We start from the raw sequence: 19,997 nt of genomic DNA on the forward strand, positions 1-19,997 counted from the left end.
GCCCTCAGTGGACATCGACCTGAGCGTGCTGCGTCTCATGGAGCGCGAGCGTGAAATCCCCTTCGACGAACTCGTGCGCATCATCGAGCAGGCCATCTTGACGGCCTACCTCAAGCACACGAACCAGCCCGAGAGTCGCATCCCGGTCGCTCGCGTCGAACTCGACCGCAAGACCGGGCACGTCTCGGTCTACGCCATCGAGCGCGACGACGAGGGCGAGGTCGTGGGCGAGGCCGTCGACAGCCCGAGCGACTTCGGCCGCATCGCCGCCTTCGCGGCCAAGCAGGTCATCAACCAGCGCCTGCGCGACATCGGCGACGACAAGGTGCTCGGTCAGTTCAAGGGCCGAGAGGGCGACATCGTCGCGGGCGTGATCCAGCAGGGGCCGAACCCCCGCATGATCCACGTCGATCTCGGCACGGTCGAGGCGATCCTGCCCCCCGAAGAGCAGGTTCCGGGTGAGAAGTACACCCACGGGTCGCGCATCCGCGTGTACGTCACGGGCGTCAGCAAGGGCACCAAGGGGCCGCAGATCACGGTCTCCCGCACCCACCCCTCGCTCGTGCGCAAGCTCTTCGCCCTCGAGGTGCCCGAGATCGCCAGCGGCGTCGTCGAGATCGTCTCGCTGGCCCGCGAGGCCGGGCACCGCACCAAGATGGCCGTCCGGGCCACCGAGCCGGGCGTCAACGCCAAGGGTGCCTGCATCGGCGAGATGGGGCAGCGCGTGCGTGCCGTCACGACCGAGCTGAACGACGAGAAGATCGACATCGTCGACTACTCCAGCGATCTGCCCACGTTCGTCGCGAGTGCGCTGTCGCCCGCGAAGGTTTCGTCGGCCTTCGTGATCGACGCGTCGACCAAGGCCGTACGGGCCCTCGTGCCCGACTACCAGCTGTCCCTCGCGATCGGTAAAGAGGGGCAGAACGCCCGCCTCGCGGCGAAGCTCACGGGTGCGCGCATCGACATCCAGCCCGACAGCATCCTCGAGGACGACTGATCGCTCGCACACGACCGCGAGACGGCCGGGGGGCGACCGGCGCACCACGCCGTTCGCCCCCGGCGTCTCCCGTCCGACGACCCGAGGGGGTAAGGTGGAACCCGTCAGAACGTGCATCGGTACTCGAGCGCGCGCTCCGCGGTCCGCACTCGTGCGGGTCGTCGCCCGAAACGGACGCCTCGTGGTCGACACGAGTGCCACCCTTCCCGGGCGGGGTGCGTGGTTGACGCCGTCGATCGACGCGTTCGAGTCGGCAGTGAAGCGCAGGGCCTTCCGCCGTGCACTCCGCCTCGACTCCGAACCCGACGTCGACGAGCTCCGCGCCCACCTCACGCGGATCACCACTTCACGACCCATCGCCACGACAGAACAGGCTGAACGGCACATGGACAACTAATGAGCAACCACTAATGAGCGGCTCGAAATGAGACCCGTCCAGAACTGAAGGCTCTTCCCGTCTCGGGAAGGGCCCGAGACAGGAGAACTGTGGCTAAACCACGCGTACACGAGATCGCCAGCGAGCTGGGGATCGACAGCAAGACCGCACTAGAGAAGCTCAAAGAGATGGGCGAGTTCGTCAAGGGACCGTCGTCCAGCGTCGAGCCTCCCGTCGCCCGCAAGCTGCGCCAGGCCTTCGCCGGTGCCGCCAAGCCCGCGACCCCCGCAGCCAAGGCTCCCGCAGCCGGCGCGGCACAGCAGAGCGCGAGCTCGGCGCCCAAGCCCGGCGGCCCCCGCCCGGCGGCCCCCAAGCCTCCCGTCGTCGAGCAGGCTCCCGACCCCGTAGCGGTCGCCGAGCCCGACGTCGACGCGGCACCCGCACCCGTCGCCCCCCTGACGGTCGCCGAGCGCCAGGCCCAGGCCGAGGCGCAGCGTGCCGCCGCCGCAGCCGCCAAGGACGGCGCAGAGGCTCCGGCCGACGACGCCGCCAAGCCCGGTGCCGCCGGACCCAAGCCCGGCGGCCCGCGTCCCGGTGCTCCCCGTCCCGGCAACAACCCCTTCGCCAGCAACCAGGGCATGGGCCGCCCGAGCGCGCCCCGTCCCGGTGGCTCCGGTGCGGCCAGCAGCATGCCCCGTCCCGGTGGGGCAGCCGGCCCGCGCCCGCAGGCCCCGCGTCCCGGTGCTCCTCGTCCGGGTGCTCCTCGTCCGGGCGTCGGTGCCGGTCCCCGCCCCAACGGTTTCGGCCAGCGTCCCGCCGGTGGCGGCGGAGGTCGTCCCGGCGGTGCCGGTGGTGGGTTCCAGCGTCCCGGTGCCGGTGCAGGCACACCCGGTGCCGCCGGCGGCTTCCGTCCCGGCTTCAGCGGTCCCCGCCCCTCCGGTGGTGGCGGACGCGGTCGTGGACCCGGTGGTGGTACCGCCGGTGCGTTCGGCCGCGGCGGCGGCAAGAGCAAGGCACGCAAGTCGAAGCGGACGAAGAGGGCCGAGTTCGAGATGCGGTCGGCCCCGTCGTTGGGTGGCGTCAGCGTCCCCCGCGGCGACGGCAACACGGTCGTCCGTCTGCGTCGTGGTGCTTCCATCAGCGACTTCGCCGACAAGATCGACGCGAGTCCCGGCAACCTGGTGACCGTGCTGTTCCACCTCGGTGAGATGGCCACGGCGACCGAGTCGCTCGACGAGGCCACGTTCCAGGTGCTCGGTGAAGAGCTCGGTTACAACATCCAGGTCGTCTCGCCCGAAGACGAGGACAAAGAGCTCCTCGAGGGCTTCGACATCGACCTCGAGCAAGAGCTCGAGGACGAAGACGAGTCCGTCCTGCAGATCCGTCCCCCGGTCGTCACGGTCATGGGCCACGTCGACCACGGAAAGACCCGCCTGCTCGACGCGATCCGCAACGCGAACGTGGTCGCCGGTGAAGCCGGTGGCATCACGCAGCACATCGGTGCCTACCAGGTGTGGGCTCCGCACGAGGGCGTCGAGCGCGCCATCACCTTCATCGACACGCCCGGTCACGAGGCGTTCACCGCCATGCGTGCCCGTGGTGCGCAGGTGACCGACATCGCGATCCTCGTGGTGGCGGCGGACGACGGCATCATGCCGCAGACGGTCGAGGCGCTGAACCACGCCCAGGCCGCAGGCGTCCCGATCGTGGTCGCGGTCAACAAGATCGACAAAGAGGGCGCGAACCCGGCCAAGGTGCGGCAGCAGCTGACCGAATACGGCCTCGTCGCCGAGGAGTACGGCGGAGACGTCATGTTCGTCGACGTGTCGGCCCGTGACAACAAGAACATCGACGCCCTCCTCGAGGCCGTCCTGCTCACGGCCGACGCCGGTCTCGACCTGCGCGCGAACCCCGACAAGGACGCCCGTGGCGTCGCGATCGAGGCCCGCCTCGACAAGGGCCGCGGTGCCGTCGCGACGGTGCTCATCCAGTCGGGCACGCTGCGTGTCGGAGACGCGATCGTCGCCGGCACGGCCTACGGCCGCGTCCGCGCCATGGTCGACGAGAACGGCGACTCGGTCGACGAGGCCTACCCGAGCCGGCCCGTGCTGGTCCAGGGTCTGTCGAGCGTCCCTCGAGCCGGCGACACCTTCCTCGTCACCGAGGAGGACCGCACGGCGCGTCAGATCGCCGAGAAGCGTGAAGCCGTCGAGCGCAACGCGTCGCTGGCCAAGGCCCGCAAGCGCATCTCGCTCGAGGACTTCACCCGCGCTCTCGAAGAGGGCAAGGTCGAGGCTCTCAACATCATCATCAAGGGTGACGTGTCGGGTGCCGTCGAGGCGCTCGAGGAGTCGCTGCTCAAGATCGAGGTGGACGACAGCGTGCAGCTGCGCATCATCCACCGCGGTGTGGGTGCGGTCACCGAGAGCGACGTCAACCTCGCCACGGTCGACAACGCGGTCATCATCGGGTTCAACGTCCGTCCCGACACGAAGGCTCGTGAGCGCGCCGCTCGTGAGGGTGTCGACGTTCGGTTCTACTCGGTCATCTACGCAGCACTCGAGGACATCGAGAACTCGCTCACGGGCATGCTCAAGCCCGAGTTCGAGGAGAAGCAGTCCGGTGTCGCCGAGATCCGCGAGATCTTCCGCTCGTCGAAGGTCGGCAACATCGCCGGTGTCATCGTGCGATCGGGAACGATCACCCGGAACGCCCGTGCCCGAGTCATCCGCGAGGGCGTCGTCGTGGGCGACAACCTGGCGATCGACTCGCTGCGTCGCTTCAAGGACGACGTCACCGAGGTGCGGACGGACTTCGAGGCCGGCATCGGCCTCGGCAAGTTCAACGACATCCAGATCGGCGACGAGATCGAGACCATCGAGATGGTCGAGAAGCCCCGGGGCTGACCCGGCGTCATCGCAGTACACGAGGCCCCGCTCCGACTACGGTCGGGGCGGGGCCTCACCCCTCTCGCCACGGCGGCGAGCAGCACGAACAGGAGTGAACAATGGTTGACGCGCAACGCGCCCGCAAGATGGCCGACCGCATCCACGAGATCGTCGCGCGGCGTCTCGAACGAGGCATCAAGGACCCCCGCCTCGGGTTCGTCACGATCACCGACGTCAAGGTGACCGGAGATCTGCAACACGCTTCGGTCTTCTACACGGTCTATGGCACCGACGAGGAGCGCCGCGACACGGGTGCGGCCCTCAAGTCGGCGACCGGCATGCTCCGCAGCGAGGTCGGCAAGAACATCACCGCACGCCTCACCCCGAGTCTCGAGTTCATCCTCGATGCCCTTCCCGAGAACGCGGCGTCGATCGACCGTCTGCTCCAGGAAGCCCGTCAGCGCGACCACGAGAGCCAGTCCATGGCCTCGTCGGCCGAGTACGCCGGCGACGCGGACCCCTACGTGAAGCCCCGCGACCTCGATGCCGACGACGATGCCGACGGCCGTGAGGACGACCTCGACGACGAGCTCGCGTCGGGCGGCGAGCTCGAGGCCCCGGCCCCGGGCGACTCCGCCGAGCCCGACGGCTCGACCCGCTGATCCGACCCCGGTCGGAACACCCTGCCCGCGTCAGTCGGGCAGTCGATAGCCCTCGTCGGGCGACCCCGTGGCCAGGCCGTCACGGAGAAGCCCGGCGAGGGCTCTCTCGCGTTGCTCGTCGCCCGGCCAGACGGCCGCGATCTCGGTCGATGTGACGGGCACGTCACTGGCCCGCAGCTCGGCCATGACGAGCCCGCGCACCTGGCGGTCCGATCCCTCGAAGCGAGCCTGGGTCCGGAGGCGCGGGCCGGCAGGAGCAGGACTGCCCGCCAGCACCCACGCGCACTGCTCGAGCAGCGGGCAGACGTCGCACTTCGGCGACCGCGCCGTGCAGACCAACGCGCCCAACTCCATGACGCCCGCGTTGGTGACCCGTGCCTCCTCGAGGTCGTCGGGCAGCTGCGACTCCATCAGGGGCAGGTCGCGCGAGGCCTTGGGCGCCCAGGGTTCGGCGAGCCCCTCGACGGCGCGGGCCAGGACGCGCCGGACGTTCGTGTCGACGACCGGGTGGCGATGCCCGTACGCGAACACCGCGACGGCCCGCGAGGTGTAGTCGCCGACACCGGGCAGGGCGAGGAGCGAGGGGACGTCATCGGGCACGATCCCGTCGTGCCGGTCGGTGATGGCCACGGCGGCGGCGTGCAGGGCGAGCGCCCGACGCGGGTACCCCAGGCGTTCCCAGGCACGGACCGCCTCGGACGCGGGAGAAGCGGCGAGATCGCGTGGCGTGGGCCACCGCGCGAGCCACTGCTCGAGGCGGGGCAGGACGCGTGCCACGGGAGTCTGCTGCAGCATGATCTCGCTGACCAGCGTGCCCCAGGCGGTGAAGCCGGGCCGACGCCAGGGCAGGTCGCGACCGTTGGCGCGGAACCAGGCGTTCACGGCGGGGGAGATGCTCACCGTGAGAGCCTACGGCGCGTCGAGAGCTCACCCGGCGTCGTGTCGGCACCCGGGCGTACGGTGTCGACATGACCACCCGATGGGCTCCTGCCAAGAAAGACACGCTGCGCGAGCTGGCGACCGAGATCGTCCACAACTACGGTCGCGGTCGCGTGCTCGTCGCGATCGACAGCGACGGAGGCGCGGGTGCGGCCGGTCTCGCCGACGATCTCGTCGAGGCCTTCCGTGAGCAGGGCCACGCGGCGTTCCGGGCGTCGCTCGCCGGCTTCGAGAAGCGCCTCGAGGGGGCCCCCCGCGATTCCTCGCCCGAGCTCGACGAGAGTCTCTTCCGCCGCGTGCTCGTCGAACCGTTCCGGCTCGGCGGCAGCACGGGCTGGGTCGACCGGGCGTGGGACGCCGACGCCGATCGTGCCGTCGAGTCCGCCTGGGTCACCGGGCCCGCGGACGCGGTCCTGCTGGTCGACGGTGCCGACCTCGCCCGTCCTGGCCTCGCGGGGCTCTGGCACTACCGGGTCTGGGTGACGGCGGACGACTCGCGGCTCGACGCCCGGGCCAAGGCGTCGGCCGTCGTCGACAACTCCGATCGTGAGCACCCGCGTCGACGCTTCGACGACGCGTGCTGAGCGCGTCCCCGACGTCCTCGCCGTCGGGCTGCGCTAACGTCGACGGGTGAACAGCGGCATCCTCCTCGTCGACAAGCCGCAGGGCATCACCAGCCACGACGTCGTGTCGCGGGTACGCAAGGCGGCAGGGACGCGCAAGGTCGGCCACGCCGGCACCCTCGATCCTCTGGCCACGGGACTGCTGGTGCTCGGCCTGAACTCGTCGACGCGCCTCCTGACCTTCCTCGTCGGCCTCGACAAGGGGTACGACGCGACCATCCGTCTCGGCGTCTCGACGTCGAGCGACGACAGCGACGGCGAGGTCGTCGGGACGACCTCGGCGGCCGAGGTCACCGATGCGGCCGTGGACGCCGGCGTCGCCCGTCTCACCGGGCCGATCAGCCAGGTGCCCACGACCGTCAGCGCCATCAAGGTGGGCGGGCGTCGTGCCTACGACCTCGCCCGTGCCGGTGTCGAGGTCGAGTTGACGGCACGCGACGTCACGATCTCCGAGTTCACCGTGCTCGCTCGACGTGACGCCGTGGTCGACGGGGTCGCCGTCCGCGACGTCGACGTCCGCGTCTCCTGTTCGTCGGGAACGTACGTCAGGGCCCTCGCTCGCGACCTCGGGGCCGACCTCGGCGTCGGAGGACACCTGACCGCGCTGCGGCGGACGCGGGTGGGGCCGTTCGACGTGTCCGGGGCCTCCGAACTCGAAGGCATCGACGTCGCCCCCGCGTTGCTCCCTCCCGTCGACGTGGCCCGGACGCTCTTCCCGGCGTGGTCGATGACCGCGGCCGAGACCGTCGACCTGGGCCACGGCAAGCGCGTCGCCGTCGACCTGGCGGACACCCCCGGGCCGGTCGCCGCCGTGACGCCTGCGGGCACGCTCGCCGGTCTCGTCTCGGTGCGCGCCGGTGCCGCGAAGCCCATCGTGAACTTCCCGACCGACGAGGTGCAGGCATGATCGAGTGGTTCACCTGGGTGCAGGTGGTGGTGGCCGTCGTGGCCGGTCTCGTCTGCGTGGTCGCCTGCTTCGCGAGACGGCAGCCCGACGACATCACGGTCGGCACGGGCGCCGCGGTGCTGCTGCTGCTGCTCGTGCAGCTCGTCGTCGCGATCGTGGCACCCTTCGTCGGGAACGCGCCGACCGGCAACCTGGTCGAGTTCTACATCTACCTCGTCTCGGCGATCCTGCTGCCGCCGCTCGCCACGGTCTGGGCACTCGTGGACCGCACCCGGTGGAGCAACCTCGTGCTGGCCACCTCGTCCTTCGCGATCGCGGTGATGGTCTACCGCATGTTCCAGATCTGGACCGTCCAGGGCCTCTGAGGCACCCGGTCGGCGGCGGGCCCGCCGGAGTCCTATCCTTGACGGGATGGTCACTCAGAAGTCAACGCGCGCGGTCGGCCTCGGCCGGGTCCTCATCGCCGTGTACGCCCTCCTCGCCCTCGCCGCCACCGGTCGGTCGGTCTTCCAGATCACGACCCAGTTCTCCGAGGCACCTCTGGCGTACACGCTGAGCGCGTTGTCGGCGGTCGTCTACATCGTCGCCACCGTGGCCCTCATCGGCCGCGGCCAGGGCTGGTACGCCGTCGCCTGGGCCACCATCAGCTTCGAGCTCGCCGGAGTCCTGATCATCGGTCTCGTGACCGTGCTCGATCCCGAGCTCTTCCCGCACGACACCGTGTGGTCGTTCTTCGGTCGCGGCTACGGCTTCGTCCCGTTGGTGTTGCCCGTGCTCGGCATCCTGTGGCTGCGTCGACAGGGACGCGCCACCCGTGACGTCGGGGGCGCAGGTGCCGACGACGTGAGGGCCGACGGGGCTCCTCGCGACCCGGGCACGACGAGGTAACGCGCGTGCAGTTCTACGACCGGGTCGGCGACGTGCCGGCCGACTTCGGGCCGAGTGCCGTGACCATCGGCAAGTTCGACGGCGTCCACGTCGGGCATCGCGCCGTGATCGACATGCTCGAGGGCGTGGCACGCGACGAAGACCTGGTGTCCACCGTCGTCACCTTCGACCGACACCCGTTGGCCGTCCTGCGACCCCACGACGTGCCGACGGCCCTCGTCAGCAACAGGCAGAAGCGCGAACTCCTCGACGACGCGGGGGTCGCCGCCACCCTCATGCTCACCTTCGACGCCGAGTTGCGGGCTCTGACGCCCGACGAGTTCGTCGATCGCATCCTGGTCGACGCCCTGCACGCCCGGATCGTGTTCGTCGGCGACGACTTCCGGTTCGGTGTGCGGGGCAGCGGCACCGTCGACACCTTGCGCGAGCTGGGCGCCTCGCGCGGCTTCCGGGTCGTGTCGATCGACGACGTCCGGCCGAGCGGGGGCCGCCGGGCGTCCTCGACCTGGATTCGTGAACTGATGGACGCCGGCGACGTCCGTGAGGCCGGCGTGCTGCTCGGACGCGAACCGTCGGTGCGCGGCATCGTCGTCCACGGCGAGCAGCGGGGACGCGAACTGGGTTTCCCGACGGCCAACCTGGCACGCGACAGCGAGGGGTTCGTCCCGGCGGACGGCGTCTACGCCGCGCGTGTGCTGGTCGGCCACACGCTCTACCCGGCGGCCGTGTCGGTCGGTGACAACCCGACCTTCGAGGGGGTGCCGGCGAAGCAGGTCGAGGCACACCTGCTCGACGTCTCGCTCGATCTCTACGGGCTCGAGGTCACCGTGCACTTCGTCGACTGGGTGCGGGGCAACGTACGCTTCGACGGCCTCGAGGCCCTGATCGCCCACATCGGGGCCGACGTGGTCCGCACTCGCGAGATCTTGGGGCTGCCGACCGCCTGAGCCGTCGGGACGCCGCGCATCGTGGGCGCCGCGCCTCCTCGGCTCGTCAGTACGACGTCGTGTCGTCGCCCGCGCCCGAGGCGCTACCCGTCTCGAGACGGTGTGCCAGGTCGGCGAGGATCGTGCCGCTGGCACTCGTGCCGAAACGCGTGACGCCGAGGTCGAGCATCTCGAGCACGGTGTCGAGGCCTCGGACCCCGCCCGAGGCCTTGACCTGGACCGAGTCGGAGACGGCCTCGCGCATCAGACGCAGGTGGGGGAGCGTCGCCCCGCCGCCCGCGAAGCCGGTGGACGTCTTGACGAACGCCGCCCCGCCGCGCTCGGCGGCCTTCGAGCCCGCGACGATCTGGTCGTCGTCGAGGTAGGCCGTCTCGAGGATGACCTTGACGATCGTGTCGCCCGCGGCGTCGACGACGCCTCGCACGTCGGCCTCGACCTCGTCGGTCAGGCCGCTGCGCAGCCAGCCGATGTTGACGACCATGTCGAGTTCGGCAGCACCGTCGGCGATCGCCTGACGCGACTCGGCGGCCTTGGTTGCCGTCGAGGTCGTGCCGTGCGGGAACCCGATGACGGTGCCGACGAGCACGCCGGTGCCCGCGAGACGCTCGACGGCGTGGGTGATGTCGGACGGGCGGACGCAGACGCTGAAGACGTGGTTCGCGGCGGCGTCGTCGAGGGCGGCGTCGACCTCGGCGCGGGTGAGCTCGGGCTTGAGGATCGCGTGGTCGATCATGCCGGCGACGGCGGAGACGGTGGGGAGCTGCTGGGTAGTCATGATGCGGTCCAGCGTAGCTTGGGCCCATGTCAGTGAACACTCCCGACGGCGTGCCGTCGAGCGCCCCCGTCACGAGCGACACCGATCACGCCGTGGCCTCCCGCCGCGTGTTGGTGACCGGTGCGACCGGGTACATCGGCGGACGCCTCACCCCGCGGCTCGTCGCCGCCGGTGCCGACGTACGGGTGCTCGTCCGGTCACCGGAGAAGCTGCGCGACGTCCCCTGGTCGGCCGACGTGGACGTCGTCCGGGGCGACCTGACCGACCCTGCCACCGTGCGCCCCGCCATGGAGGGCGTGGACGTCGTCTATTACCTGGCCCACGCGATGGGCGGCAAGGGCGACTTCGAACGCGCCGAGGCCGACGCGGCGCACACGGTGGCCGACGCCGCCCGCGACGCAGGGGTGCGCCGCATCGTCTACCTGGGCGGGCTGCACCCCGAGGGCGAACTGTCGAAGCACCTGCAGTCACGCAAGGACGTCGGCGACGTGTTGCTGGCGAGTGGAGTGCCGACGGTGGCCCTCCAGGCCGGTGTCGTCATCGGATCGGGCAGTGCCTCGTTCGAGATGGTCCGGCACCTGACCGACGTGCTGCCCTACATGCCGGCACCGAAGTGGGTCCGCAACTTCATCCAACCGATCGCCGTCCGCGACGTCCTGCACTACCTGCTGGGCGCGGCCGACGTACCCGACGACGTCAATCGCACCTTCGACATCGGTGGGCCGGACGTGCTGCGCTACGGGCAGATGATGAACGGTTACGCCCTGGAGGCCGGCTTGAAACAGCGCCCCATCGCCTCGTTGCCCGTCTTCACGCCATGGCTCGCCTCCCAATGGGTCAACCTCGTCACCCCCGTGCCGCGAGCCCTCGCCGTGCCGATCATCGCGTCCTTGCAGTACGACTGCGTCGTCCGGGAGCACGACATCGACGCCGTCGTGCCGCCGCCGGTCGAGGGGTTGCTGCCCTACCGTCGCGCGGTGCGCCTCGCCTTGCAGCGCGAACAGGACGGCGACGTCGAGACCAGTTGGCAGGACTCCTCGGTCGCGGGTGCTCCCAGCGACCTGCTGCCGAGCGACCCCGACTGGTCGGGTCACATCGTCTACACCGACGACCGGCAGACCGATACGAGTGCACCACCGGCCGAGCTCTGGAAGGTGCTCGAGAGCATCGGCGGCGAGAACGGTTGGTACTCGTTCCCCCTCGCCTGGTCGGCCCGCGGCTGGATGGACCGGCTCGTCGGGGGAGTGGGGCTGCGGCGCGGCCGCCGGAGCGCGACCACGCTGCGCGTCGGTGACGCCCTCGACTGGTGGCGGGTCGAGAAGCTCGAGCGCGGCCATCTGCTGCGGCTGCGGGCCGAGATGAAGGTCCCGGGAGGCGCGTGGCTGGAACTCACGGTCGAGCCGCGGCCCGGAGGTGGCTCGCACTACCGTCAACGTGCGGTCTTCTTCCCACAGGGGCTAAGCGGACGTCTCTACTGGTTCGCGATCCTTCCGTTCCACGGCGTCATCTTCTCGGGCATGCTCCGACGCATCACGGCGACGGCCGAACGGGACGCGGGCTCCCGGGCCCGCGGGGCCCGAGTGGGCACCGGGCACGGGGACGGTCCGACCGGCGCACCGACCACCGACGAGACGGCCGTGGCGTGACCGAGCCGCACCTCCTCGTCCTGTTGTCGACGCCGTCGCCGTTGTCCCCGTCGAGCGGCCAGGCGATGTCGCCGGTGCCGTTGTGGCTCGGGGTGCTCTTCGGGGTGCTCGTCGTCGTCTCGTCGTTCGTCGTGCTGCTGCCGCGCGTGCGGCGTGCGCTCGACCGCGTGTGGTCGAGACGACCGCGCCGTTTCCGACAGTGACGGGTCCGTCGGCCACGTCGAGCGCGCCGGTTCGCCGCTTCCCAGCGGGTGATGGCACGATGGGGGCACTTCAGCAGACCACCAGGAGGTCGTGATGACACACCGAGAGACCGTCGCCTTCGTCGGCGACAGCTTGACCGAGAACGGCGACTGGGCGGCCTGGCTGCCCGACGAGCAGGTCGTCAATCTGGGTGTCGGGGGCGATACGGTCGCCGGCCTGACCGAACGGCTCCACGACGTCGTGGCCGCGAACCCCGACTCGGTGGTGCTGATGATCGGGACCAACGACTTCACCGCGCGGCGCTCGGTCGAGCAGGTCGTCCGTGGCATCGAGAACCTCATGGTGGCCATGCGTCGAGAACTGCCGGGCACCCGTCTGCTGCTGCAGTCGATCGCTCCCCGGGGTGCCGAATTCGCGCCGCGTCTCAAGGACGCCAACCGGCACCTCCGTCAGTTCTCGTCGACCGTACGGGCTCAGTGGCTCGATCTGTGGCCCGCCCTGACCGACGACTCGGGTGACGCCCTGCGGTCCGAGTTCGCGGCCGACCACGTGCACCTCACCGAGGCCGGTTATCAGGCCTGGTTGGCCGAACTCCAGCCCGCTCTCGAGCGTCTGCGCGACGAACCGCCGATGAGCCGCCCGATCAGCGTGCTCGACGTCGCCTACGACATCGAGTAGGCGGTGCCCACCCCCACCGCCCCCACGTTCACGCGACCGGCGCTGGCGCCCGGTCTGCTCGCGGCCGTCGCCCTGCTGGCCGGCACCGCCTTGCTCGACTCCGACGTCTTCACCGTGTTCCGGTACGTCGTGTCGATCTTCGCCCTGATCGTCCTCGTGTTCGCCTACCGGGGTCGAACCTGGTGGGCGCTGCCGTTGCTCGCCGCCGTGGCCGTTCTCTGGAACCCGGTCTTCGTCGTGCCCGTCCAGGCCGACCTCTGGCAAGGTCTGCAGTTCGTCGCCGCCGCGCTCATGATCGCGGTCGGCGTTCTCGTCAAGGTGCCCACCGAGGCGGCGACGAGCTCGCGGGCCACCCCGGCGCGTCGTCGCCGTTGACCGGCACACGCACCGGATCCGCCGGAGTGCCTCCGACCCCGTAAAATGCCGAGGGTGCGCCCGCCCGCCCGAGGCCCGCACGGAAGGTTGAGTCTGCATGGCCACGGAGATCCCCGGTACGTCAGAGATGGTCGGCACGTCCGAGAGCCCTCTGCTGACCCCTCGTCACCGAGCCGGTGGTCTCGACCGAGAGGACGTCGTGGTCCGCAAGGGCCAGTTCACCCTCCTGAACGGTCACCTCACGCCCCAGCAGTCGATGATCGAGGACCTGCTCTACATCCGCCGCGTCCTGGACGCCGCCCAGGTGCCCTTCCTGCTCGTGCGAGGCAACGACATCCGTCCGGTCATCGCCGTGGACGCCGTGCACCGTGAGCGATTCGTCGCCGCCATGGTCGCCGCCTCGGCCACCGAGCCCTTCTACGCCAAGCCCCGCAAGGGTCAGGCGTCGCTCGTCGTCGACGGCGGGTTCGAGCTCGAGACCGAGCGGGTCTTCCGCGTCTATCGTCCGCGCGTCGAGCCCATCGGTCGCCTGCGCTACGGTGCGGGCACGGCCGTGCAGGTCGAGTTCTGGATCATCACCGACGACGAGATCCTCGCCCCGTCCGAGAACGCGCTGATGCGCACCGAACTGCCCCGTGCCGAGGCCGTCGAAGAGACGGTCGAGCGGTACGGCATGGAGTGGCCCACCCTCGAGCACATGTTCGACGACCACGCCACCGACATCACCTTCGACATCGACATCGTCTTCTCGTGGGTCGACGGCAACTCGATCGAGTACCAACGGGCCCGCGCGGCCCAGGCCAAGCGTCACGTCGTCGGTGAGGGCGACGACTCGGCTGCTCGCTTCCGTCAGATCGACGAGCTCAAGTACGCCTTGCGGTCGGTCTACATGTTCGCGCCGTGGGTCCGCAACATCTACATCGCGACCGACTCGCCCGTGCCCGAGTGGTTGGGCGAGCACCCCCGGGTCCGCGTCGTGCGCAGCGAGGAGTTCTTCAGCGACCTCTCGGTGCTGCCGACGCACAACTCGCAGGCCGTCGAGTCGCAGCTGCACCACATCGAGGGGCTCAGCGAGCACTTCCTCTACTCGAACGACGACATGTTCTTCGGGCGTCCGGTCGCCCCGAGCATGTTCTTCTCGCCGGGATCGGTCACCAAGTTCATCGAGGCCGACACGCGCATCGGACTCGGTCACAACAACATCGACCGCAGCGGGTTCGAGAACGCCGCTCGGGTCAACCGCCGTCTGCTGCAGCAGCGCTTCGGTCGGGTCCTCACCCGCCACCTCGAGCACACGGCCGCGCCGCTGCGCCGCAGTGTGCTCTTCGAGATGGAGCACGAGTTCGCGGACGAGTTCGCCGCCACCGCCGGCAGCCCCTTCCGGGCCAAGGAGAACATCTCGGTCACGAACTCGCTGTACCACTACTACTCGTTGATGACCGGCCGGGCCATCGTGCAAGAGAACGCCAAGGTCAGCTACATCGACACGACGATGGTGTCGGGGCTCGCGTCACTCTCCGAGGTGCTGAAGAAGCGTGCGTTCGACTTCTTCTGCCTGAACGACGGCAGCTTCCCCGAGGTCACCGACGAAGAACGCACGGCCACGGTCACGGACTTCCTCGAGCGGTACTACCCGTTCCCGGCCCCGTGGGAGAAGGACGAGATGACGCGCGTGGCCCTCGAGAACGCCGAGCAAGACAGGCGGGCGCTCGGGGCCGAGGCGGCGCAGTCGGGCGAAGCGAGTGGATCGTCGTCGCATCGGGGGCTCGAAGGGTCGGACTGAGGCCGGTCCTGTCCGTCTCGCCCGTTCGGCAGGGGCCGACCGTCAGGCCACCGAGGTGCCGAAGCGGGCCGGCTGCTCCCCAGAGAGAGCCGCGTCGAGACGACCGAGCATGTCCGCCCCCATGGTGGGCAGGTCGTCCAGCCGGAACCACCGGGCCTCGGTGTTCTCGCCGTCCGCCGGGGAGGGTTCGCCCGAGACGTAGCGCATCACGAAGGTGTGGTCGAGGTACCGGGCGCGGTCACCGTTCGCATAGACGACCTCGTCGGTCACTCCGATCGAGGCCAGCCGAGCGGCGACGACGTGGAGGTCGGCCTCCTCGAGGGTCTCGCGGACGGCTGCGTCGGCAGGATGCTCGCCCGGGTCGACGATGCCCGTCACCGGCGTCCAGGCCCCGGTGTCGGCTCGGCGGACCAGCAACGTCTCGTCGCCACGGACGACCACGGCGGTGACTCCGGCGAGCCACAACGGCGCCGTTCCGATCTTCTCGCGCAGGGACAGGACGAAGTCGGGGGTGGCCATGTCAGCACCCTACCGACGGCCAGCCGTAGGCTGACCGGATGCGACTGCCCTGGACCCTTCACGGCACGGACGTGCGGCGCATCTCCGACATGGCGGGTGAGTCGGTTCTCCTCGCCGGCGGCGGGAGGGCCATCCTGCTGCAACTCGCGAACCCCGGTGTGGGGCACGGCGTCGCCGAGCACAGCGACTTCGTCGAGCGTCCGTTGTCTCGGCTGCACGGCACCATGACCTACCTCTACGCCATCGTCTTCGGCACCCCCTCCGAGGTGGCCCACGTCCGCAGGGTCGTCGGGCGGGCGCACCGTCCGGTGCACGACGGACCGTCCTCGTCGGTGCGGTACGACGCGTTCGACCCGGAGCTACAGCTGTGGGTCGCGGCGACCCTCTACGACTCGGCCATGGAGCTCTTCGAGCGGGTGCACGGGCCGATCGACCCGGCGCACGCCGAGGCGGTCTACCAGGACTACGCCCTCGTGGGCACGTCCCTCCAGATGCCGCGGGAGCTCTGGCCGGCCGACCTGGCGTCGTTCCGGCGGTACTGGGACGACGCCGTCGAGGGTCTCGTGGTGGACGACGTCACCCGCCGGGTGGCGCACGAGCTGTTGCACCCGACGACGGGGCCGTGGTGGTTGCGGGGCGTGATGCCCCTGGCCCGACTCGTCACCGCAGGGTCGCTTCCCTCCCGGGTCCGGGACGAATTCGAGCTGCCGTGGTCGGGTCGCGCTCAGCGACGGTACGACCGCGTGATGGGCCTCACGGCCGCGGTCGTCCCGCGTCTGCCACCGCGCCTCCGTCACGTGCTCCGCGACGGGTACCTGCGACGGCTGCGCTCGGCGATGGCGGCCCAGGCCGGCGGCACCGCCCGCGACTGACCCACCTGCCGCCTGCACCGAGCCGGCTCGGCGCGCCAGAACGCGGTGGTGGTGGGCCCGGTCCCGTCAGAGGGTGTCGATCGGCCCGGTCAGCGCCAGGTCGTGCGGGACCACGGGCACCGGCGCCGTGTCGGTCGCCCGGTGCCGTGGGGCGGCCGGGGCGATGCGGACGCCGGCGACGGCCAACCGCTCGGCGACGACGTCGGCCGGCACGTACTCGCCCACGGTCTCGTAGGTGCCGATCGGCACGACCGAGTGCACGACCGTGTTCTCGTAGACGTGCACCAGATTGAACGCCTGGGCGCCGTCGCGACCGCGGGTTCCGCCACCGGCCACGTTGAGGTCCTGCGTGTAGCAGGTGGCCGACGCGACCGACACGGGCACGCCGGCGAAGGTGGCGTTGGTCGAGTAGTGCAGGTGCCCGGCGATGATCGAGCGGACGTCGCTGCCCTCGATCACCTCGGCGAGGGCCGCCTGGTCCCGCAGCTCGACGAGCGTGGTCAGGTCCTGGACACTCGGCACGGGAGGGTGGTGCATCGCGATGACCGTGCCGTCGGGAGCGTCCGTCGACAGCTCTTCGGCCAGCCAGTCGAGCTGGTCGCCCGACAGCCGACCGAAGTGGTGACCGGGCACGGTCGTGTCGAGGGTGATGACACGGAGCCCGTTGACGTCGTAGACGAGGTCGACCGGTCGCTGTGACGGCAGCTGACCGAAGAGCTCGGACCGGAACGCACTGCGATCGTCGTGGTTGCCCATGGCCCAGATGACCTGGGCACCGAGCCGCTCGGCCACCGGTTCGATGAGGGCGCGCAGCTTGCGGTACGCGTCGGGCTCACCCTTGTCGGCGAGGTCTCCCGTGAACACGATGGCCTCTGGCCGGCCGCCGGAGGCCTCGATCTCGTCCATGATCTGACGCAGTCGGGCCTCGCTGTCCACGGCGCCGTAGAGGTCGCGGTCACCGCCGACGAGGTGCGTGTCGCTGAGGTGCAGGATGAAGTGGTTCGGCCTGGGGTGTTCGGCCGTCCGGAGATCCATGGTTCTCTCATTCGATGTCGCCGACGCGGGCTCGGGACGAGACCCTCGTTGTTGATTCGTCACCAGTCCACCACCCGTTTGCCCTGAGCGGGGTGAACCTGCGGGCGCGTTTCGGTGAACGGTCGACGAACGGACCGCATTCCCGCGGGACGACGCTAGCCCCGAGACAGGCGACGACGCGACCCCCAGGAGGCGGGGGTCGCGTCGGCGACACGGCGGACGGTCCGGGGCGTCAGGGCTTGAGGACGACCTTGATGCAGCCGTCCTCCTTGTTCTTGAAGACGTCGTACATGGCGGCGGCCTCGGCGAGCGGCACCGGGTGGGTGACGAGGTCCTCGGTGCCGAGCGGGTCGGTCGGGTCCTCGACGAGGGGCATGAGCGTGTCCATCCACTTCTGGACGTTGCACTGGCCCATCTTGAGGGTGATCTGCTTGTCGAACAGGGTGAGGAAGGGTGTGGGGTCGGCCGTGCCGCCGTAGACCCCGCTGAGCGAGACGGTCCCGCCGCGACGGACGATCTCGAAGGCGAGGTGCATGGCACCCAGGCTGTCGATGCCGGCCTTCTGCATGACGGCCTGGCCGATCGTGTCGGGCAGGGCGGCGGCGAACTTCTGCACGAGACCGATGCCGGCGTGCTCATGGGCCTCCATGCCGACGGCGTCCACGACGGAGTCGGGGCCACGGTCGTCCGTCATGCCCTTGACGACCTCGGCGACGTCCTTCGTCAGGTCGAGGACCTCGACGCCGTGGCGTTCGGCCATCGCGCGACGCTCGGGCACCGGGTCGATGCCGATCACGCGGTAGCCGCGGTACTTGCCGATGCGCGAGGCGAACTGGCCGACCGGGCCGAGGCCCAGCACGACGAGCGTGCCGCCCTCGGGCACCTGGGCGTACTCGACGCCCTGCCACGCGGTCGGCAGGATGTCGCTGAGGAACAGGTAGCGCTCGTCGGGGAGGTCGGCGCCGACCGTGACGAGGTTGGCGTCGGCACGGGCGATGCGCAGCTGCTCGGCCTGGCCGCCGGGCACCTGGCCATACAGCTTGCTGAAGCCGTAGAGGGTGGCGCCCGAGTCGTACTCGGTGACCTGGGTGGTCTCGCACTGCGAGAAGAGTCCGCGGTCGCACATGAAGCAGTGGCCGCAAGCGATGACGAAGGGGACGACGACGCGGTCGCCGACCTTGATGCGGCTGACCTCGGAGCCGACCTGGGTGACGACTCCCATGGTCTCGTGACCGAGGACGTCGCCCTTGTCGAGGAAGGCGCCGAGCGCATCGTAGAGGTGCAGGTCGCTGCCGCAGATCGCGGCCGACGTGACCTTGATGACCGCGTCGCCGGGTTCGATGATCGTGGGGTCGGGGACCTCCTCGACGGAGACATGGGTGACGGACTGGTACGTGAGTGCCTTCATGAGTCCCGTCTACGCGTCCCGACACCACGCCTCCTGAACGAGGGGTACAGCGGGCAGCAAGACGCCTCGGGGCGGCCGGGCCTCGGCCCGACCGCCCCGAGGCGGATGTCGCGTGTGGTGTCGCCTAGGCGACGGCCGTCGCGGAGGCGACGATGTTGACGACCTTGCGGCCGCCCTTGTTGCCGAACTCGACCGAGCCGGGGGCGAGGGCGAAGAGGGTGTCGTCGCCGCCGCGGCCGACGTTGACGCCGGGGTGGAAGTGGGTGCCGCGCTGGCGGACGATGATCTCGCCGGCGAGGACGACCTGGCCGCCGAAGCGCTTCACGCCGAGGCGCTGTGCGTTCGAGTCACGACCGTTGCGGGTGGACGATGCGCCCTTTTTGTGTGCCATGTGTTGTCAGCTCCTGATTTTCGCGAGCACTACTTGGTGGTGATCGAGGTGATCTTGACGCGGGTCAGGTCGGCACGGAAGCCCATGCGACGCTTGTAACCGGTCTTGTTCTTGTAGTTCTGGATGACGATCTTCGGGCCGCGCAGGTCGTTGAGGACCTCGCCCTCGACCGTGACCTTCGCCAGGTCGTCACCCGACAGGATGGTGTCGCCGTCGACGTGCAGGACGGGGACGAACGAGACGGTGTCGGCGGTCGCGGCCTTGAGGCGGTCGACGGTCAGGATCGTACCGACCTCGACCTTCTCCTGACGGCCACCGGCGCGCACGATTGCGAAAGCCATGGGAACTCCAAAGTGTGGGGGATGTGACGCCCGGACTGCCGGACGACGTCGTGGTGCCACGAGGGCAACTTGGATAGTCTTTCACAAATGTCACGACCGATCAAACTTCGCCGCCCGCCGCAGTTCACGGCCGAGATCGTCGCCGACGCCCGCGCCCGACTGCTCGACCTGCTCGACGACCTCGACACCCTCACGACCGGCCACTCGGACGACATCGAGGTCTGGGGTTCCGCCGTCACGACCGCCGGCTGGGAGATCGCGAGCCTCGGCCAGTGGCTCGGGCTCGAGGGCGAGGCGGTGTTGCTGCTCGGCGGCGCCTCGTACCCCGAGATCGCCGAACACCAGGGCACGAGCGCCTCCGCCGTCTACGCCCGTGTCGGTCGCTCCCTGACCCTGGCGCCGTACGCGCACGCCTCCGGCACGGACGGCTCGACCACCCGCGTCTCGGCCGAGGGCCTCGACCAGGCCCGCGCCGAGTACGACCAGGAGGCGCGGGCCGGCGACCCTGCGGACGCCGCCCCGGCCGCGCCCGTCGGCGATTCGCTGGTCGACCGTGTGCCCGACGTGCTGAGGGACGGCCCTCGGCGCACCACCGAGATCGTCGCCGCCCTGCCGGACTACCGGCGCAGCAGTGTGCTCTCGACGCTCAGCGTGCTGGCTCGGCAAGGGGTGATCGAGCGAGTGGGGCACGGCACCTACGCCCTGCCCCACCCGCCGACCGACTGACCGACCCACCGACCGGT

Annotated in this window: 23 protein-coding genes; 16 read left to right on the top strand and 7 right to left on the bottom strand. The window is 70.1% G+C overall.

What is annotated here, in order from left to right:
- The first annotated feature begins 7 nt into the window (after positions 1–7).
- The 4 genes from nusA (at position 8) to rbfA (ending at position 4,923) form a co-directional block, all read left to right on the top strand.
- Positions 8–997 (top strand): transcription termination factor NusA, encoded by a 990-nt coding sequence (nusA, locus tag HRF36_RS03755; RefSeq protein ID WP_173206376.1) that lies wholly within the window; start codon positions 8–10, stop codon positions 995–997.
- Positions 998–1,091: 94 nt separating this feature from the next.
- Positions 1,092–1,394 (top strand): YlxR family protein, encoded by a 303-nt coding sequence (locus HRF36_RS03760; protein WP_173206379.1) that lies wholly within the window; start codon positions 1,092–1,094, stop codon positions 1,392–1,394.
- A gap of 89 nt (positions 1,395–1,483) precedes the next feature.
- Complete coding sequence (gene infB / locus HRF36_RS03765) at positions 1,484–4,279, top strand: translation initiation factor IF-2 (protein WP_173206383.1); 2,796 nt, start codon at positions 1,484–1,486, stop codon at positions 4,277–4,279.
- A 101-nt stretch (positions 4,280–4,380) separates the two neighbouring features.
- Positions 4,381–4,923, top strand: a complete 543-nt coding sequence (rbfA, locus tag HRF36_RS03770; protein WP_173206386.1) for a 30S ribosome-binding factor RbfA — start codon at positions 4,381–4,383, stop codon at positions 4,921–4,923.
- Positions 4,924–4,953: 30 nt separating this feature from the next.
- Here rbfA and HRF36_RS03775 read toward each other — a convergent pair whose 3' ends face one another.
- Positions 4,954–5,823, bottom strand: coding sequence for an A/G-specific adenine glycosylase (locus tag HRF36_RS03775; protein WP_371739996.1), 870 nt, complete (start codon positions 5,821–5,823; stop codon positions 4,954–4,956).
- 68 nt (positions 5,824–5,891) lie between these two features.
- Between HRF36_RS03775 and HRF36_RS03780 the strand changes: the two genes are divergently transcribed.
- From HRF36_RS03780 to HRF36_RS03800, 5 genes are read left to right on the top strand one after another with little or no spacing between them, the layout of a single operon-like run.
- Entirely contained in the window at positions 5,892–6,446 is a 555-nt protein-coding gene (locus HRF36_RS03780; protein WP_173206389.1) for a hypothetical protein, read from the top strand.
- A gap of 46 nt (positions 6,447–6,492) precedes the next feature.
- The gene (truB, locus tag HRF36_RS03785) at positions 6,493–7,392 is read left to right on the top strand and encodes a tRNA pseudouridine(55) synthase TruB (protein ID WP_173206391.1); all 900 of its coding nucleotides are present in this window, start codon (positions 6,493–6,495) and stop codon (positions 7,390–7,392) included.
- Complete coding sequence (locus tag HRF36_RS03790) at positions 7,389–7,757, top strand: hypothetical protein (protein ID WP_173206394.1); 369 nt, start codon at positions 7,389–7,391, stop codon at positions 7,755–7,757. The genes truB and HRF36_RS03790 overlap by 4 nt, the downstream gene beginning before the upstream one ends.
- Positions 7,758–7,803: 46 nt before the next feature.
- Complete coding sequence (locus tag HRF36_RS03795; RefSeq protein ID WP_254280995.1) at positions 7,804–8,280, top strand: hypothetical protein; 477 nt, start codon at positions 7,804–7,806, stop codon at positions 8,278–8,280.
- A gap of 5 nt (positions 8,281–8,285) precedes the next feature.
- Positions 8,286–9,227 carry a bifunctional riboflavin kinase/FAD synthetase gene (locus tag HRF36_RS03800; protein ID WP_173206397.1) on the top strand — a complete coding sequence of 314 codons (942 nt, stop codon included), beginning with the start codon at positions 8,286–8,288 and terminating at the stop codon, positions 9,225–9,227.
- Positions 9,228–9,273: 46 nt separating this feature from the next.
- Here HRF36_RS03800 and deoC read toward each other — a convergent pair whose 3' ends face one another.
- Entirely contained in the window at positions 9,274–10,002 is a 729-nt protein-coding gene (deoC, locus tag HRF36_RS03805) for a deoxyribose-phosphate aldolase (RefSeq protein ID WP_173206400.1), read from the bottom strand.
- A gap of 26 nt (positions 10,003–10,028) precedes the next feature.
- Here deoC and HRF36_RS03810 point away from each other — a divergent pair, with 26 nt between their 5' ends.
- The 5 genes from HRF36_RS03810 (at position 10,029) to HRF36_RS03830 (ending at position 14,688) form a co-directional block, all read left to right on the top strand.
- Entirely contained in the window at positions 10,029–11,648 is a 1,620-nt protein-coding gene (locus tag HRF36_RS03810; protein WP_173206403.1) for an SDR family oxidoreductase, read from the top strand.
- The gene (locus HRF36_RS03815; RefSeq protein ID WP_173206405.1) at positions 11,645–11,851 is read left to right on the top strand and encodes a hypothetical protein; all 207 of its coding nucleotides are present in this window, start codon (positions 11,645–11,647) and stop codon (positions 11,849–11,851) included. The genes HRF36_RS03810 and HRF36_RS03815 overlap by 4 nt, the downstream gene beginning before the upstream one ends.
- Positions 11,852–11,945: 94 nt before the next feature.
- Positions 11,946–12,530 (top strand): GDSL-type esterase/lipase family protein, encoded by a 585-nt coding sequence (locus HRF36_RS03820; protein ID WP_173206407.1) that lies wholly within the window; start codon positions 11,946–11,948, stop codon positions 12,528–12,530.
- A gap of 3 nt (positions 12,531–12,533) precedes the next feature.
- Positions 12,534–12,905: a DUF6804 family protein gene (locus tag HRF36_RS03825; RefSeq protein WP_173206408.1), complete on the top strand. Its 372-nt coding sequence runs from the start codon at positions 12,534–12,536 to the stop codon at positions 12,903–12,905.
- 127 nt (positions 12,906–13,032) lie between these two features.
- Positions 13,033–14,688 (top strand): stealth family protein, encoded by a 1,656-nt coding sequence (locus tag HRF36_RS03830; protein WP_254281097.1) that lies wholly within the window; start codon positions 13,033–13,035, stop codon positions 14,686–14,688.
- A 42-nt stretch (positions 14,689–14,730) separates the two neighbouring features.
- Here the strand turns inward: HRF36_RS03830 and HRF36_RS03835 are convergent, their stop codons facing one another.
- The gene (locus tag HRF36_RS03835; protein WP_173206412.1) at positions 14,731–15,207 is read right to left on the bottom strand and encodes an NUDIX domain-containing protein; all 477 of its coding nucleotides are present in this window, start codon (positions 15,205–15,207) and stop codon (positions 14,731–14,733) included.
- A gap of 38 nt (positions 15,208–15,245) precedes the next feature.
- Here HRF36_RS03835 and HRF36_RS03840 point away from each other — a divergent pair, with 38 nt between their 5' ends.
- Positions 15,246–16,079: an oxygenase MpaB family protein gene (locus HRF36_RS03840; RefSeq protein WP_173206413.1), complete on the top strand. Its 834-nt coding sequence runs from the start codon at positions 15,246–15,248 to the stop codon at positions 16,077–16,079.
- A gap of 66 nt (positions 16,080–16,145) precedes the next feature.
- On the opposite strand, the gene HRF36_RS03845 is transcribed toward HRF36_RS03840, so the two are convergent.
- From HRF36_RS03845 to rplU, 4 genes are all read right to left on the bottom strand, one after another.
- Complete coding sequence (locus tag HRF36_RS03845) at positions 16,146–17,114, bottom strand: phosphodiesterase (protein WP_173206414.1); 969 nt, start codon at positions 17,112–17,114, stop codon at positions 16,146–16,148.
- Between the two features lie 232 nt (positions 17,115–17,346).
- Positions 17,347–18,522: an alcohol dehydrogenase catalytic domain-containing protein gene (locus tag HRF36_RS03850; RefSeq protein ID WP_173206415.1), complete on the bottom strand. Its 1,176-nt coding sequence runs from the start codon at positions 18,520–18,522 to the stop codon at positions 17,347–17,349.
- Positions 18,523–18,646: 124 nt separating this feature from the next.
- Positions 18,647–18,913, bottom strand: coding sequence for a 50S ribosomal protein L27 (gene rpmA / locus HRF36_RS03855; RefSeq protein WP_043596143.1), 267 nt, complete (start codon positions 18,911–18,913; stop codon positions 18,647–18,649).
- Positions 18,914–18,942: 29 nt separating this feature from the next.
- A complete protein-coding gene (rplU, locus tag HRF36_RS03860; protein WP_123518083.1) occupies positions 18,943–19,254 on the bottom strand; it encodes a 50S ribosomal protein L21 in 312 nt (103 codons plus the stop codon).
- Positions 19,255–19,341: 87 nt separating this feature from the next.
- Between rplU and HRF36_RS03865 the strand changes: the two genes are divergently transcribed.
- Positions 19,342–19,980 (top strand): hypothetical protein, encoded by a 639-nt coding sequence (locus tag HRF36_RS03865; protein ID WP_173206418.1) that lies wholly within the window; start codon positions 19,342–19,344, stop codon positions 19,978–19,980.
- The last annotated feature ends 17 nt before the right edge of the window (positions 19,981–19,997 follow it).

Origin of the sequence: Frigoribacterium sp. VKM Ac-2836 (assembly GCF_013248995.1) — a bacterium.
In the GTDB taxonomy this organism is placed as follows: Bacteria; Actinomycetota; Actinomycetes; order Actinomycetales; family Microbacteriaceae; genus Frigoribacterium.

Bases quoted from the DNA above. Each gene is read 5' to 3' on its own strand.
- rbfA (WP_173206386.1), top strand. From the start codon at position 4,381: ATGGTTGACGCGCAACGCGCCCGCAAGATGGCCGACCGCATCCACGAG.
- HRF36_RS03780 (WP_173206389.1), top strand. From the start codon at position 5,892: ATGACCACCCGATGGGCTCCTGCCAAGAAAGACACGCTGCGCGAGCTG.
- HRF36_RS03790 (WP_173206394.1), top strand. From the start codon at position 7,389: ATGATCGAGTGGTTCACCTGGGTGCAGGTGGTGGTGGCCGTCGTGGCC.
- HRF36_RS03795 (WP_254280995.1), top strand. From the start codon at position 7,804: ATGGTCACTCAGAAGTCAACGCGCGCGGTCGGCCTCGGCCGGGTCCTC.
- deoC (WP_173206400.1), bottom strand. From the start codon at position 10,002: ATGACTACCCAGCAGCTCCCCACCGTCTCCGCCGTCGCCGGCATGATC.
- HRF36_RS03810 (WP_173206403.1), top strand. From the start codon at position 10,029: ATGTCAGTGAACACTCCCGACGGCGTGCCGTCGAGCGCCCCCGTCACG.
- HRF36_RS03820 (WP_173206407.1), top strand. From the start codon at position 11,946: ATGACACACCGAGAGACCGTCGCCTTCGTCGGCGACAGCTTGACCGAG.
- HRF36_RS03830 (WP_254281097.1), top strand. From the start codon at position 13,033: ATGGTCGGCACGTCCGAGAGCCCTCTGCTGACCCCTCGTCACCGAGCC.
- HRF36_RS03835 (WP_173206412.1), bottom strand. From the start codon at position 15,207: ATGGCCACCCCCGACTTCGTCCTGTCCCTGCGCGAGAAGATCGGAACG.
- HRF36_RS03840 (WP_173206413.1), top strand. From the start codon at position 15,246: ATGCGACTGCCCTGGACCCTTCACGGCACGGACGTGCGGCGCATCTCC.
- HRF36_RS03845 (WP_173206414.1), bottom strand. From the start codon at position 17,114: ATGGATCTCCGGACGGCCGAACACCCCAGGCCGAACCACTTCATCCTG.
- HRF36_RS03850 (WP_173206415.1), bottom strand. From the start codon at position 18,522: ATGAAGGCACTCACGTACCAGTCCGTCACCCATGTCTCCGTCGAGGAG.
- rpmA (WP_043596143.1), bottom strand. From the start codon at position 18,913: ATGGCACACAAAAAGGGCGCATCGTCCACCCGCAACGGTCGTGACTCG.
- rplU (WP_123518083.1), bottom strand. From the start codon at position 19,254: ATGGCTTTCGCAATCGTGCGCGCCGGTGGCCGTCAGGAGAAGGTCGAG.
- HRF36_RS03865 (WP_173206418.1), top strand. From the start codon at position 19,342: ATGTCACGACCGATCAAACTTCGCCGCCCGCCGCAGTTCACGGCCGAG.